This window comes from Allonocardiopsis opalescens, assembly GCF_003002095.1.
Taxonomy (GTDB): Bacteria; Actinomycetota; Actinomycetes; order Streptosporangiales; family Streptosporangiaceae; genus Allonocardiopsis; species Allonocardiopsis opalescens.
In genome coordinates, this window is sequence record NZ_PVZC01000001.1 from 106,639 (window position 1) to 121,066 (window position 14,428).

Consider the following 14,428-nt stretch of genomic DNA (forward strand, 5'->3'; position numbering starts at 1 on the left):
GTGCCGGTTCCGCACGACATCGCCGACCCCGGCCTGGCCCAGGCCGGGGTCGGCCGCGTGGAGTGGGCGCAGCGCTCGATGCCGGTCCTGGACCGGATCCGGGCCCGCTTCGTGCGCGAGCGCCCGCTGGCCGGGCTGCGCATCGCGGCGTGCATGCACGTCACCGCCGAGACCGCGAATCTGCTGCGCGCGCTGCGCGAGGGCGGCGCCGAGGTCGCGCTGGCCGCGTCCAACCCGCTGTCCACCCAGGACGACACCGCGGCCGCGCTGGTGGCGGCCTACGACGTGGCCGTGCACGCCCGCTCCCGGATGGACGCCGCCACCTACCACCGCAACCTGCTGACCGTGCTCGGCACCGGGCCGCAGCTGCTGCTGGACGACGGCTGCGACCTGGTGAACCTCTGCCACACCGAGCGCACCGACCTGCTCGACGGGGTGGTGGGCGGCTGCGAGCAGACCACCACCGGGGTGATCCGGCTGCGCCGGATGGCGGCCGAGGGGGCGCTGCGCTTCCCGATGGTCGCCGTCAACGACACCGCCACCAAGCGGATGTTCGACAACCGCTACGGCACCGGCCAGTCCACCCTCGACGGGATCATGCGCGCCACCAACACCCTCATCGCCGGGCAGACCGTGGTGGTGGCCGGCTTCGGCTACTGCGGGCGGGGGCTGGCCGAGCGGGCCCGCGGCATGGGCGCCCGGGTGGTCGTCACCGAGGTGGACCCGGTCAAGGCGCTGGACGCCGCCATGCAGGGCTACGCGGTGCTGCCGATGGCGGAGGCGGCGGCCGTCGGCGACATCGTCATCACCGCCACCGGCAGCCGCGACGTGGTGCGCGGCGAGCACCTGGACGCGATGAAGGACGGCGCCATCCTGGCCAACTCCGGACACTTCGACGTCGAGATCGACGTCGCCGCCCTGGCCGAGCGCGCCGTTGGGCCGCCCCGCGGCGTCCGCCCGCACGCCGACGAGTACGTCCTGGCCGACGGCCGCCGCCTCGTCCTGCTCGCCGAGGGCCGCCTGGTGAACCTCGGCGCCGCCGAGGGGCACCCCGCCGCCGTCATGGACCTCTCCTTCGCCGCCCAGGCCCTCACGGTGGAGTGGCTGGCCGCCCTCGCCGCGGACCCGCCCGCCCCGGACGTCTACGAGGTGCCCGACGCCATCGACACCGAGATCGCCACCCTGCGGCTGGCCGCCCTGGACATCCGCATCGACACGCTCACCGAGGCCCAGCAGGAGTACCTCAGTTCCTGGCGGTGAGCCTGCGTGCGGGCCGCCGCGCCGGTCAGTCCGGCGCGACGAAGCCGGTGCCGCGGCCGCCGCCCCCGTCCGGCGGGGCGTCCCGGGGCGGGGCGGCCGGAGCGGCGGGCGGCGCCGCCTGCGCCGGGAAGCCGCCCGGGGCGCCGGGCCGCGGGGCCGGGGTGTTCGCGGTGCGGGCGGCCGAGGCGGCCCGCTCGGCGGCGCGGCGCTCGGCGCGCGCCTGCCGCTCGGCCAGCACCGCCGCCAGGTAGGCGGGCGGCGGGGTGCCCGGCGGGGGCGGCGGGCTGACCTGCCCGCCCACCGCCGAGGCCAGCCGCGCCCCCATCGAGGCGCGCGTCTCGTCGGTGAACTGGGCGTAGCGGTCCAGGTAGTTGCGGACCGTGACGGCGAGGTCGTCCGACAGCATGGCGAGTTCGGCGGTGGCCGCCCAGCCGCGCAGCTCGGCGGGCATCTCCAGCCGCACCTCGCGGCGGCGCAGGCCCCGCGCCTGCACCACGTGGGTGCCGGCCAGGATGTCGCCCAGCCGCTTGCCGCGGCTGTTCACCAGCGACACCACCAGCGCGACCGCCCCCGCCAGCAGCCAGAAGTCGACGATGCCGGCCAGCCCGCGCACCAGCGCCTGCCGGAAGCGCACCGGGCCGCCGTCGTCGCCGACCACCCGCAGCCCCAGCGCCAGCTTGCCCAGCGACCTGCCCCGGCTCAGCGTCTCGAACAGGGTCGGGTAGCCGACTAGGATCAGCAGGGTGAGCAGCACGGACACCGCCGCCGTGGTGGCGGGGTCCACCCCCGAGCCCAGCGAGGTGACCGCCACCACCGCGAGCAGCGCCAGCCCCGCCTGCACCACCACGTCGATGAAGAGGGCGACCGCCCGGCTGGCGAAGCCCGCGCTCGGCAGGTCAAGCACCACGGCCTCGCCCGTGACGAGATCGGACACCGCGACCCCCTCCGCCCGTCGTCGCTCCCGAACCGGCCCTCGCCCGGCCGGCCCACGCCCCAGTCTGCCGCAAGTCCGCCGCGCCCCGGACCGGCCCGGCGCGTTACGGTAACCGGGTGAACCTGGACGCGTTCGTGGCCGCGCACCACGAGGAGTGGCGCCGCCTGGAGCAGCTGGTGGCGCGGCGCCGCCGCCTCACCGGCACCGAGGTCGACGAACTCGTCGACCTCTACCAGCGCAGCGCCACCCACCTCTCCCTGGTCCGCTCGGCCCAGCCCGACCCCGCGCTGGTCAACTGGCTGTCGGCGCTGGTGGCGCGGGCCCGCTCCGCCGTCACCGGCTCCCACGCCCCGCTGTGGCGCGAGTTCACCCACTTCTTCACCCGGGGCTTCCCGGCGGCCGTCTACCGGGTCCGCTGGTGGTGGCTGGCCACCTCCATCGCCTTCGTGCTGGTCAGCACCGCCATCGGCTGGTGGGTGGCGGCCACCCCGCAGGTGCAGGCCAGCCTGGTCCCGGCCGCCGAGGTCCAGCAGCTCGTGGAGCAGGACTTCGCCAACTACTACACCGAGTCGCCCTCGGCCGCCTTCACCGCCCGGGTGTGGACCAACAACGTCCAGGTCGCCGCGGTCGCGCTCATCCTCGGCGTCCTGCTCGGCATCCCGACCCTGTGGATCCTGTGGGGCAACGCCGCCAGCCTCGGCACCGTCGGAGGCTTCATGTTCGCCCACGACCGCGGCGACATCTTCTTCGGCCTGATCCTGCCGCACGGCCTGCTGGAGCTGACCGCGGTCTTCCTGGCCGGCGGCGTCGGCCTGCGGCTGGGCTGGACGGTGGTCGACCCCGGCCGCCGCACCCGCGGCCGGGCGCTGGCCGAGGAGGGGCGGGCCGCCGTCGGCATCGCCCTCGGCCTCATCGTCGTCCTGGGCGTCTCCGGGCTGATCGAGGGCTTCGTCACCGGATACGTGCACGTCACCTGGATCAGGGTCGGCATCGGCGCCGTGGCGCTCGCCCTCTTCCTCGCCTACATCCTGGTGCTCGGCCGCCGCGCCGTGCGCGAGGGCGAGACCGGCGACACCGCCGACCGCCCCGACGTACTGCCCACCGCGGGCTGAGCGCGCCCCCTCACAGCCGGCCCTGCGCCTTCAGCGCCAGATAGGCGTCGGCGAGCGCGGGCGCGATCCGCTCCGGTTCGGCGTCGACCACCTCCACGCCCCGCTTGCGCAGCTCCGCGGTGACCCTGCGCCGCTCCGTGCGCGCCGTCTCGGCCGCGGCCGCCGCGTACACCGAGGGCGCGTCACCGCGCCCGGCCGCCATCCGCTCCACCCGCGGATCCGCCACCGCCGCCACCAGCACCAGGTGGCGCGCCGTCAGCGCGGGCAGCACCGGCAGCAGCCCCTCCTCCACGGCGGCGGCGTTGAGATCGGTGAGCAGCACCACCAGCGCCCGCTGCCTGGCCCGGCCGAGCAGGGTGGCCACCAGCGCGCCCGCGTCGGACTCCACCAGCTCCGCCTCCAGCGGCGCCATCGCCTGCACCAGCGCCGGCAGCACGTCGGAGGTGCCGGCGCTGCGCACATGCGCCCGCACCCGCCGGTCGAAGGCCAGGAACTCCACCCGGTCGCCCGCCCGCGCGGCCAGCGCCGCCAGCAGCAGCGCCGCGTCCAGCGAGTGGTCCAGGCGCGGGGTGTCGCCGACCCGCCCCGCCGAGGTGCGGCCGGTGTCGAGCACGATCAGGATCCGGCGGTCGCGCTCGGGCCGCCAGGTGCGCACCACCACCGAGGTGGCCCGCGCGGTGGCCCGCCAGTCGATCGACCGCACGTCGTCGCCGGGCACGTACTCGCGCAGCGAGTCGAACTCCGAGCCCTGCCCCCGGATCATCGCCCGGTGCTGCCCGTCCAGCTCCCGCAGCCGCGACAGCTTCGCGGGCAGGTGGCGGCGGCTGTGGAAGGGCGGCAGCACCCGCACCGTCCACGGCACCTCGTGCACGGCCTGCCGGGCGGCCAGCCCCAGCGGCCCCGTGCACCGCACCGCGACGGCGGCGGCCCGCCGGTCACCCCGCCGGGTGGGGGTGAGCACGGTGGCGACCCGGCGCCGCTCCCCGGCCGGCACGTCGAGCGGCACGTCGCGGGGGAGCGCCGCCGCGCTCGGCGGCCAGGCGTCGCGCAGCCGGCCGCGCAGCCGCCGCCGCGAGGGGTTCGCCACGGTCAGGGTGACGGTCGCCGACTCGCCCAGCCGGATCGCGGTGTCGCCGGACCGCTCGAAGCGGACCCGCCGCGCGCTCGCCGCCAGCGCCAGATCGGCCAGCACCCCGGCCAGCAGCACCAGCGCCACGATGAGCAGCATCCAGCCGTCCAGCGGCACGAGCAGCACCAGCACCGACGCCAGCACGCCGAGCAGCCCGGTGCGTCCGGTGAGCGCCATGGCGGCCCCCTACCGGGGGACCGGCACGGAGGCGAGCACGCCGTCGAGCAGGCCGTCGGCGGTCACCCCCTCCAGCTCCGCCTCCGGGCGCAGCTGGAGCCGGTGCCGCAGGGTGGACTTGGCCAGCGCCTTCACATCGTCGGGGGTGACGTAGTCGCGGCCGCTCAGCCAGGCCCAGGCCCGGCTGGTGCGCAGCAGCGCGGTCGCGCCGCGCGGCGAGACGCCCAGCCGCGCCGACGGCGAGGTGCGGGTGGCGCGGCACAGGTCGACGATGTAGCCGGTGACCTCGTCGGCCATCCGCACCCGCTGCACGGCGGCGCGCGCCGCGGCCAGATCGGCCGGGCCGGCCACCGGCTTCACCCCCGACAGGTCGCGCGGGTCGAAGCCCTCGGCGTGCCGGCGCAGGATCGACACCTCCTCCTCCCGCTCGGGCAGCCGCATCACGATCTTGACCAGGAAGCGGTCCAGCTGCGCCTCGGGCAGCGGATAGGTGCCCTCGTACTCGATCGGGTTCTGGGTGGCGGCCACCACGAAGGGATCGGGCAGCGCCCGGGCGGCGCCCTCCACCGACACCTGCCGCTCCTCCATCGCCTCCAGCAGCGACGCCTGGGTCTTCGGCGGGGTGCGGTTGATCTCGTCGGCCAGCAGCAGGTTGGTGAAGACCGGCCCGGCGTGGAACTCGAAGTTGGCGGTGCGGGTGTCGTACACCAGCGAGCCGGTGACGTCGCCGGGCATCAGGTCGGGGGTGAACTGCACCCGCTTGCTGTCCAGCGACAGCGCCGCCGCCAGGCTGCGCACCAGCAGGGTCTTGGCCACGCCCGGCACGCCCTCCAGCAGCACGTGGCCGCGGCTGAGCAGCGCGATGACCAGTCCGGTCACCGCCGCGTCCTGGCCGACCACGGCCTTGGCGACCTCCTGGCGCAGCGCGGTGAGCGCTTCGCGGGCGGCCTCGGCGGAGCCGTCCGGGGCGGCGTCCGTGGGGACGGGCTCGGTCACGATCGGCGTACCTCTCTCTCCAGGGTGTCAAGCGCGTCGGCGAAGCGGACCAGCGCCGCGTCGTCGGAGGGCTCCGCCGTCCCGGCCGCGCCGGGTGGAACGGAACCGTACAGCAGGGCGTCCACCTCGGCGCCGGGGCGCCCCGTGCGGGCCGACACCGCGCGCACCAGCTGCGCGGCGGCCGCGTCGGCGGGCAGGCCCAACCGGGCGCGCAGCCGCTCGCGCGCGCCGAGCCGCAGCGCCTCGACCACCCGGTCGGCGGCCCGCCGCGAGCGGTACAGCCGGGCCCGCCCCTCGACCGTCTCCGAGGCGCGCACCACCACCGGCAGCCGCTCGGCCACCACCGGCCCCAGGCGGCGGGCCCGCCACAGCGCGACCAGCACCACCCCGATGCCGAGCTGGACGGCGCCCAGCACGACCTCGCGCGGGATCAGCGCGTCCAGCGGCACCGGCTGCCCGGAGCCGGGCGGCGGCGGGTCGGGGATCAGCCACACCACGTGCTCGCGCTCGCCCAGCAGGTTCAGCGCCAGCGCCGCGTCGTCGGCCGTCAGCAGCCGCCCGTTCTGCAGCGGCTCCCCGGTGCCCAGCACCGTGACCGGCCGCCCGGCGAGCTCGGCGCGCAGCAGCGCGGCGCCGCCCTGCGCGGGGAAGCAGCCGACGGCGCCCGGCAGCTCATCGGCGGTGTAGAGGGCGCCGCCCATCCGCGCCTCGGCCGCCCCGCCCGCCGCCCCGGCCGGGCACCGCGCGGCGCGGGTGCGCACCGGGGTGCTCCCGGTCTCGGCCACGCCCGGCACGACCGCCGACAGCAGGTGCGGCGGCGGCTCCACCAGCAGCACCGCCCCGGCGCCGCCGGCCAGCTCCGCCAGCTCGGGCGCCCGGTCGGGCAGAATGTTCCCGCCGTCGACCACCACGAGCAGGCTGTCACCGGTGACGAGCCCCGCCGCCTGCTCCAGCCCGCGCGCCACGTCCACCCGGCCGCCCCGCTCCCGGTGGATCTCCGCGACCGCCCGGCTCCCCTCCCGGTCGGGCGCCTCGGGATCCAGCCGCCCCGTCGGCGCCGACGAACTCAGCAGCCCGAACACCACGGCCAGCAGCACCACACCCGCCACGATCAGGATCAGCGGCCGCCACCGCGCCACCCAGTCCCGCAGTGTGACGGAGCGCGCGGTACCCGCGTCCCGCACGTCAGTGCTCGGCGCGCCGCTCACCGCGCCACCTCCGCTCCACCGGCCGGGCCGGTCCGCTCCCGAACCGCCCCGCGGCCGAGCGGGGGCGAGTTCGGAGCCGTCCGGGCGGACGAAGTCCCGACCGGGGCGGTCCGCGCGCCCGGCGGGGGCATGTCCGGAGCCGTCCAAGTGGACGAGGCTTCGATGAGGCCGGTCCGCGCGCCCGGCGGCGACGCGTCCGGAACCGTCCAAGTGGAGGAAGCCCCGATAAGGCCGGTCCGCGCGCCCGGCATTCGCGGAGCGGACGCCCCACCGCAGGACGGCCGCCCGCGAGCCGTCAAACGCGAGGCCGCGTTGTCCACAGCCGCGGCCGAAACGGTCCCGGCCGTCCACAGGCCGCCGCGGCCGCTCGCCCGGGCGCAGCTCGGCGCGGGAGAATGGTGTTGGGGTCGTCCCCCCGGGCGGGAGGGGGATGGGGGGAGCGCGCCGCTCACCGCGCCACCTCCGCCGGGCGGCTGCGGCGCAGCCGCTCGTCCAGGTCGGCCACGCTCCGGTAGTCGCCGGGGCCGGCGGTGCGGCCGCCGTACCACACGTCGTCGAACAGGCGCGCGGCCGCGGCCAGCGCATCGGCGTGCTCGGGCAGCGCCGCGGCGGCGGCCGCGGCCAGCTCGTGGGCGGTGCGGCCCGGCCTGGGATCCACCACGGTCCGCTCCTCCAGGTCGGCGGCGATCGCGCGCATCCGCTCCCGCAGCGCCTCCCCGTGCCGCCCCGCCGCGGCCAGCCGCTCGGCCCGAGCGCGGTGGTCGGCCGGTGTGCTCACCGGGTCGACGGAGGCGCGCGCCAGGCGGGCCCGCCGCTGCGCCGGGCCCACGTAGAAGAAGACGAACACGCCCACGGCCAGCACCACCGCGAGCACCCCCACCAGGGTGAGCCAGCCGCCGGGCAGCGCGTCGCCCACCCGCCCGGCCAGGTCGGACAGGAAGTCGCGCCCCCGCTCCCACAGCCACTCCACCAGCGACGGCTCGTCGCGCCGGTACAGCGGGTCGCTCAGCTCCTCGCGGGCCAGCCCGGCCGCCTCGTCCGCGCCCAGGTCGGGCAGGCCCGCCACGGAAGCCGTCACGCCCCCGGACCCGGCGCGGGGGCCTCCGGCCCGGACGGCGGCGGGGCGGCGTCGCGCCGCCAGGGGTCGGCGGCGGCCGCGGCCCCCTCGGGCCCGGCCTCGGCGGCGGCCGTGCGCAGCGCCAGGTCCAGGCCCTCGCGGCGCATCCGCAGGTCGGCGTAGAGCAGGGTGGTGACCCCGGCGGAGAAGGCCGAGGTCAGGCCGGACACCAGCAGCAGGCCCAGATAGTTGCCGACGGCCATCACGATCGGCGCCCAGGTGGTGCCCGGGCCGAGCACCAGCGCGAAGCCGAAGACCAGGATCAGCGGCAGCTGCAGGATCTGGGAGATCGCGTAGATCAGCAGATTGCTGAGCAGCAGGATGCCGAACACCCGCCACCAGCCCCGCCGCACCAGCTCGCCGCTGCGCCGGATCGACTCGACCACCCCGACGCGCTCCAGCACGATCGCGGGCACCGCCATGCTGAAGAAGCGGATGTAGATCCAGACGGTCAGCACCGCGGCCGCGATGAAGCCGACGATCCCGACCAGCCCGGCCACCAGGCCGCCGGTGCCGTCGACCACCGAGATCCCCAGCACCAGGCCGATCACCGCGCCGAACAGCAGCACGCTCACCAGGGTCGCCAGCAGCGACACCCCGACCACCGCCCACAGCCGGGGCCGCGCCGCCTCCCACGCCTCCCGGATGGAGGTGCGCCCGCCCAGCACCGACCGGGCCACCACCACCGTCAGCAGCGCGGTGACCACGGCCTGCGCGAGCGCCGTGACGAGGGTGCCGCCGTAGGTGACGGCCATCGACTCGGTGCTGTAGGGGAAGACGTCGGGGTCGAGCGCCTCGGGGTTGCTCAGCGCCTGGCCCAGCAGGCCGGAGATGTCGCCGAACATGAAGTAGAAGCCCAGCGCCACCGGCAGGTTGGCCACCGCCATCACCACGATGGCCAGGCCCAGGCTGGTCTGCGGATTGCGGCGCACATAGGTGAAGGCGCCGTTGATGATGTCGCCCAGCGTCAGCGGGCGCAGTTGCACCACGCCCGGCTTGGGCGCGCCGAACGGGGGGCCGGGAGGCGGTCCGCCGGGGCCCGTCGGGCCGCCGGGCGGCGGTGCCCACCCCTGCGGCGGGCCGCCCGGACCGGGGTAGGGCGGCGGCTGCTCCGGCGACCAGCTGGGCGGCAGATCGCCGTCGGGCGCGGCCCACTCCGATCCGCTGCTGCTGCTCATCTTCGGCTCCTCGGGCGAACGCGGCGGTCACGGCCCGCCGACCGGAACCGGCCGCGGGACCCGGCGCCCCCGGCCACGGTCGGCGCCCGTCCCCATCCTGGCATGCCGCCGCGCGGCGCGGCGATCGCGTCGTGGCCGATCCCGGGCACGCCGGCCCGCCGCGAGCGGCGAATTCGCCGGCCTGCCATTTGCGTGACCGGTCGATCGCGATGCGTGAATTCCGATGCGCACGGTGTCCGACCCTTGGCGGACGCAAATAGGATGGAATACGTCACACTCGTGTGATCGGGCCGTAATGTGGCGGGGGCGCGCCGCGTCCTCGCAGGTCCGAGCAGGTCCGGCGGTTGAAGGCCGCCGCGGCCGCGCCCGCCCGCGCACCGCGCCGGGCGGCCGGCGGGCCCCCGTCCCGCCGCCGAGCGCACTGGTCAGCGCCGTTGACCAGTTCGCCTGGACAACACTTACAATTTGACTTCCGTGAGCACACCACCCGTGCCCACCCGCGGCGCCCGGCCCCAGGGCCTCGCGCCGCGACGGCCGGTCAGCGGAAGCCACACCGAATCAGTCCGATAATTCATTGACGACGAGAAAGCACTGGTGCGTCGCGACGGCCGACGGGCCCCAGGCCCGGCCGGACGGCCCGCCACCAGGACCGCCGAGGGCGGCCGTGCCCCTGCGGGCGGCCCGGGTTTTCTCCCCTGCGTGCAACGATTGGTGCCATGAAAGGACGCGTGCTGGTCGTCGACGACGACCTCGCCCTTGCCGAGATGCTGGGCATCGTGCTGCGCGGCGAGGGGTTCGAACCCTCGTTCGTGCACGACGGTGACAAGGCGCTCGAGGCGTTCCGCGAGACCCGTCCCGACCTCGTACTGCTCGACCTGATGCTGCCGGGCGCCGACGGGATCGACGTCTGCCGGCAGATCCGCGCCGAGTCCGGCGTTCCCATCGTGATGCTCACCGCCAAGAGCGACACCGTCGATGTCGTCCTCGGCCTGGAGTCGGGCGCCGACGACTACATCGTCAAGCCGTTCAAGCCGAAGGAACTGGTCGCCCGGGTCCGGGTGCGGCTGCGCCGCACCGAGGAGCCGGCGCCCGAGGTGCTGCAGATCGGCGACATCACCATCGACGTCGCGGGCCACTCCGTGAAGCGCGACGGCGTCCCCATCAGCCTCACCCCGCTGGAGTTCGACCTCCTGGTGGCCCTCGCCCGCAAGCCGCGGCAGGTCTTCACCCGCGAGGTGCTGCTCGAACAGGTCTGGGGCTACCGCCACGCCGCCGACACCCGGCTGGTGAACGTGCACGTCCAGCGGCTCCGGGCCAAGATCGAGAAGGATCCCGAGCACCCCGAGATCGTGGTCACCGTGCGGGGCGTCGGCTACAAGGCCGGGCCGGCCTGAGAGGTGCCGCGCACCTCCGGCGCGGCAGGGTGAACCGGTGGTGAAGACAGCGCGCGACCGGGCCGCGACGGCGGCGCCGGCCGAACGGCGCCGACGGGTCCGCAGCGGGCTCCGGCGCGGGTACGTCGTTGTCAGGAAGGGCGCCCGGGACCTCGTCCACCGGGCCCACACCACCTGGCGCCGCTCGCTGCAGCTGCGCATCGTCACCTCCACCCTCGCCGTCTCCGCGCTGCTCACCGGCCTGCTCGGCTTCTTCCTGCTGCAGCAGATCACCGCCGGAGTGCTGCGCGCCAAGGAGACCACCGCGCTCAGCGAGCACTACGCCGGGCTCAGCTACGCCCAGAACGAACTGGCCGCCACCGACCAGACCGAGTACGACGCCCGCCTGGACGAGATCAGCGCCAGCCTCACCGAGCGCAGCGGCTCCACCCGCCTGTACGACGTGGTGATCCTGCCCTCCCAGCCCGGCGGCACCGGCCGGTTCAGCCGCGACATCAACGCCGACAGCGTGCCGCAGCGGCTCCGCGACGACCTGCACGAACGCGGCTCCTTCGACGAGCAGTACTTCACCTACACCTGCGTCCACCGCGACGGCGCCGACCGCGACCGCTGCGAACCCGGCCTCGTCGTCGGCGCCCGCCTGACCGCGCTGCTCGACCTCTACTACGTCTTCCCGCTCACGCACGAGGCCGACATGCTCGAACTCGTGCGCAGCACCCTGATCGCCGTCGGCACCGCGATGGTGATCCTGCTGGTGCTGGTCGCCTCGCTGGTCACCCGGCAGGTGGTGCTGCCCGTCCGGCAGGCGGCCATGTCCGCGGAGCGGCTGGCCAAGGGCGAGCTGTCGGAGCGCATGCACGTCCGCGGCGAGGACGACCTCGCCCGGCTCGCCATGTCCTTCAACGACATGGCCGGCAACCTCCAGGAGAAGATCCGCGAACTGGAGGAGCTGTCGAAGGTGCAGCGCCAGTTCGTCTCCGACGTCTCCCACGAGCTGCGCACCCCGCTCACCACCGTGCGGATGGCCGCCGACATGCTGCACGAGCAGCGCGAGGAGTTCGACGCCACCCAGGGCCGCTCCATCGAGCTGCTGCACGGCCAGGTCGAGCGCTTCGAGGAGATGCTGGCCGACCTGCTGGAGATCAGCAGGCACGACGCCGGCGCCGCCACCCTCGCGCCCGAGTCCGTCGACATCCGCGACGTGGTGATCAAGGTCGTCGCCGACAGCGAGCAGCTCGCCCAGCGCAAGGGCATCAAGGTCGTGCTCCGGCTGCCGGTCGAGGCGTGCGCCGCCGAACTCGACAGCCGCCGCGTCGAACGCATCCTGCGCAACCTGGTCGTCAACGCGATCGAGCACAGCGAGGGAAAGGACGTCACCGTCACCGCGGGCGTCGACCGCGACGCCGTCGCCGTCGTGGTCCGCGACTACGGCGTCGGCCTGCGCGAAGGCGAGGAGTACCTGGTCTTCGACCGCTTCTGGCGGGCCGACCCCTCCCGGGTGCGCACCACCGGCGGCACCGGGCTGGGCCTGTCCATCGCCCGCGAGGACGCCCTGCTGCACGGCGGCTGGCTGCAGGCGTGGGGGCAGCTCGGCCGCGGCTCCCAGTTCCGGCTCACCCTGCCCCGCGAGGCAGGCGCCGAGCTGCGCGGATCGCCGCTGCCGCTGGTGCCGGCCGAAGTGGAGATCAACCGGAGCAGGCCGGTCCCGTCCGAACCCGATCCGTCCTGGGCGGGAGGTGCCTGGACCGATGAGTGACACCCCGGCGGCCCGCCCGCCGCGCCGCAGGAGGAGCCCGCTGGGCGCCGCGCTGACCGCGATCGCCGCCGCCGTCGCGCTCAGCTCGCTCAGCGCCTGCGCGATGGTGCCCACCGGCGGGCCGGTGATGCAGGGCAGCGGCGGCGCGGGCTCCGCCGACGGCGCCGACCCCTACATCGGCCTGCTGCCGCCCCCGCCGGCCGCCGACGCCAACGAGCGCGAACTCGTCACCGGCTTCCTCACCGCGCTGGGCAGCCTGGAGAACGACTACGGCGCCGCCCGCGACTACCTCACCCCCGACGCCCAGCAGACCTGGCAGCCCAGCAGCTCCATCGTCGTCTACGAGAACCACGAGCTGGTCGCCACCCTCCCCGAGGAGGGCGGCCGGGCGTCGGTCACCCTGCGCGCCGACGAGGTCGCCACCATCCAGCCCGGCGGCCAGTACGTCGCCGCCGAACCGGGCAGCCGCGTCGAGGAGACCTTCCGGCTGGAGCGCGTCGACGGCCAGTGGCGGATCGCCGAGCTGCCCGAGCGGCTGCTGCTGAACAGGTCCAGCTCCTCGCGCGCCTACCGCCCCATGCAGCTGTACTACTTCAGCCCCGACATGGAGCGGCTGGTCCCCGACCCGGTGTTCCTGCCCATCCACTCCCGCAGCGACCTCGCGTTCCAGCTGGTCGCCGCACTGGTGCGCGGCGGCACCGAGTGGCTGTCCCCGGCCGTGCGCACCGCCTTCCCCGAGGGCACCGAGCTGCTGGGGGTGAGCGCCGACGGCGGCGAGTTCACCGTCGACCTCAGCGCCGAGGTCGCCCAGGCGTCCGCCGACGCCCGGCGCGCGATGTCGGCGCAGCTGCTGTGGACCCTGTCCGGGCTCCCCGAGGTGCAGTCGGTGCGGCTGCTCACCGCCGGCAACCCCGTCGAGGTGCCCGGCATGGACGAGGACGGCGTGCAGACCGTCGACATGTGGGCCGAGTACGACCCCGACGCCGTCGGCGAGAACGCCCACGCCTACCTGGCGCAGAGCACCGGCCTCGCCCAGCTCGACAGCAGGCCGCCGTTCGCGCTCTCCCAGGTGGCCGGCCCGGCCGGCGACGGCAGCGCGCCGCTGGCCCGCCCCGCCGTCTCCCTGGACGGCCAGTGGGCGGCCGGGCTCAGCCCCGGCGGCGACCAGGTCCAGCTGATCCGGCTGCGCCAGGACGCCCAGGTCGAGACCGTGCTGACCGACGGCGACTTCGTCGCCCTGTCCTGGGACCCCTACGGCGGCCTGTGGGTGGTGGAGCGGCGCGGCACCGCCGAGGAGCCCACCAGCGTGGTGTGGCTGCTGCGCGACGGCACCGACCCCGTGCAGGTGTCGGTACCCGAACTCGCCGACCAGGAGATCCTCCAGTGGCGGGTCTCCCGCGACGGCGCCCGGGCGGCCGCCGTGGTCGCCCGCGAGGGCGAGGACGGCACCGGCGTACTGCTCGGCCGTATCGTGCACACCGGCGAGGAGGCCGGCGCCGAGGCATTCGTCCCCCTGGCCACCCAGCTGAGCGAGGTCACCGACCTGGCCTGGCGCGACGCCGGCACCCTGGCCCTGATCGGCCGCCTTGAGGGCCGCAGCCTCCAGGCCTACGAGGTCCCCGTGCACGGCACCGAACTGATCAGCGCCTCGGCCCCCTCCGGCGTGGAGATGCAGTCCATCACCGCCACCCCCGGCCAGCCCCTCCTGGCCGGCGCCAGCGACGGCTGGATCTGGTACACCGACGACACCCTCGTCTGGCAGCACGCCGCCGAAGGCGCCTACGCCGCTTACCCCGGGTAGCACCCGACGGCCGAAACCTGCGGCCTGGCCCTGACCGGTCCGTGGAATCCACTCCGACCCGGCCTGCGGAACCCATCCCGGTCAGGTCTGCGGAGCCCGTTCCGACCAGGCTCGCAGAGCGCTCTCCGACCAGGCTCGCAGAGCCCGTTCCGGCCAGGCCCGGGGAGTCGCGTCCAGGCAAGCAGAGCCCGTTCCGGGCAGATCATCCCCACCCCGTAAGCCCACCTCCGGCCCCACGACCCACCCCGTACCTGCCGTCAAATCAGCCGGCCCGGCCATCCACAACCACCCCCGTGGCGGCCGAGTCGTCCACAACCCGCGAGTAACCCCTCCCCGGGGCGCACCGAAACGCGAGAGGCTTGAGGG

The 14,428-nt window shown here is 75.5% G+C and carries 11 protein-coding genes; 5 read left to right on the plus strand and 6 right to left on the minus strand.

The window, feature by feature from the left end; all coding sequences use genetic code 11:
• Nucleotides 1–1,260, plus strand: coding sequence for an adenosylhomocysteinase (gene ahcY / locus CLV72_RS00445; RefSeq protein ID WP_106237324.1), 1,260 nt, complete (start codon nt 1–3; stop codon nt 1,258–1,260).
• A gap of 25 nt (nt 1,261–1,285) precedes the next feature.
• Here the strand turns inward: ahcY and CLV72_RS00450 are convergent, their stop codons facing one another.
• Nucleotides 1,286–2,194: an RDD family protein gene (locus CLV72_RS00450; protein ID WP_245929782.1), complete on the minus strand. Its 909-nt coding sequence runs from the start codon at nt 2,192–2,194 to the stop codon at nt 1,286–1,288.
• Between the two features lie 116 nt (nt 2,195–2,310).
• Between CLV72_RS00450 and CLV72_RS00455 the strand changes: the two genes are divergently transcribed.
• Nucleotides 2,311–3,306, plus strand: coding sequence for a stage II sporulation protein M (locus tag CLV72_RS00455; RefSeq protein WP_106237331.1), 996 nt, complete (start codon nt 2,311–2,313; stop codon nt 3,304–3,306).
• Nucleotides 3,307–3,316: 10 nt separating this feature from the next.
• Here CLV72_RS00455 and CLV72_RS00460 read toward each other — a convergent pair whose 3' ends face one another.
• The 5 genes from CLV72_RS00460 to CLV72_RS00480 all read right to left on the minus strand — a co-directional run bounded on the left by CLV72_RS00460 (nt 3,317) and on the right by CLV72_RS00480 (nt 9,111).
• Nucleotides 3,317–4,612 (minus strand): DUF58 domain-containing protein, encoded by a 1,296-nt coding sequence (locus CLV72_RS00460; protein WP_106237334.1) that lies wholly within the window; start codon nt 4,610–4,612, stop codon nt 3,317–3,319.
• 9 nt (nt 4,613–4,621) lie between these two features.
• The gene (locus CLV72_RS00465) at nt 4,622–5,608 is read right to left on the minus strand and encodes an AAA family ATPase (RefSeq protein WP_106237337.1); all 987 of its coding nucleotides are present in this window, start codon (nt 5,606–5,608) and stop codon (nt 4,622–4,624) included.
• Nucleotides 5,605–6,816, minus strand: coding sequence for a DUF4350 domain-containing protein (locus CLV72_RS00470; RefSeq protein WP_106237342.1), 1,212 nt, complete (start codon nt 6,814–6,816; stop codon nt 5,605–5,607). Before CLV72_RS00470 ends, CLV72_RS00465 begins: the two co-directional genes overlap by 4 nt.
• Before the next feature lie 448 nt (nt 6,817–7,264).
• Nucleotides 7,265–7,894 carry a DUF4129 domain-containing protein gene (locus tag CLV72_RS00475; RefSeq protein ID WP_245929783.1) on the minus strand — a complete coding sequence of 210 codons (630 nt, stop codon included), beginning with the start codon at nt 7,892–7,894 and terminating at the stop codon, nt 7,265–7,267.
• Nucleotides 7,891–9,111 (minus strand): DUF7847 domain-containing protein, encoded by a 1,221-nt coding sequence (locus tag CLV72_RS00480; RefSeq protein WP_106237345.1) that lies wholly within the window; start codon nt 9,109–9,111, stop codon nt 7,891–7,893. The genes CLV72_RS00475 and CLV72_RS00480 overlap by 4 nt, the downstream gene beginning before the upstream one ends.
• A gap of 716 nt (nt 9,112–9,827) precedes the next feature.
• Between CLV72_RS00480 and mtrA the strand changes: the two genes are divergently transcribed.
• The 3 genes from mtrA to CLV72_RS00495 are packed head-to-tail and all read left to right on the plus strand — an operon-like array spanning nt 9,828 to nt 14,062.
• On the plus strand, nt 9,828–10,505 hold the full coding sequence (gene mtrA, locus CLV72_RS00485) for an MtrAB system response regulator MtrA (protein ID WP_106237348.1): 678 nt from the start codon (nt 9,828–9,830) through the stop codon (nt 10,503–10,505).
• A gap of 37 nt (nt 10,506–10,542) precedes the next feature.
• On the plus strand, nt 10,543–12,261 hold the full coding sequence (mtrB, locus tag CLV72_RS00490) for an MtrAB system histidine kinase MtrB (protein ID WP_106237351.1): 1,719 nt from the start codon (nt 10,543–10,545) through the stop codon (nt 12,259–12,261).
• Nucleotides 12,254–14,062 carry an LpqB family beta-propeller domain-containing protein gene (locus CLV72_RS00495; protein WP_106237355.1) on the plus strand — a complete coding sequence of 603 codons (1,809 nt, stop codon included), beginning with the start codon at nt 12,254–12,256 and terminating at the stop codon, nt 14,060–14,062. Before mtrB ends, CLV72_RS00495 begins: the two co-directional genes overlap by 8 nt.
• The last annotated feature ends 366 nt before the right edge of the window (nt 14,063–14,428 follow it).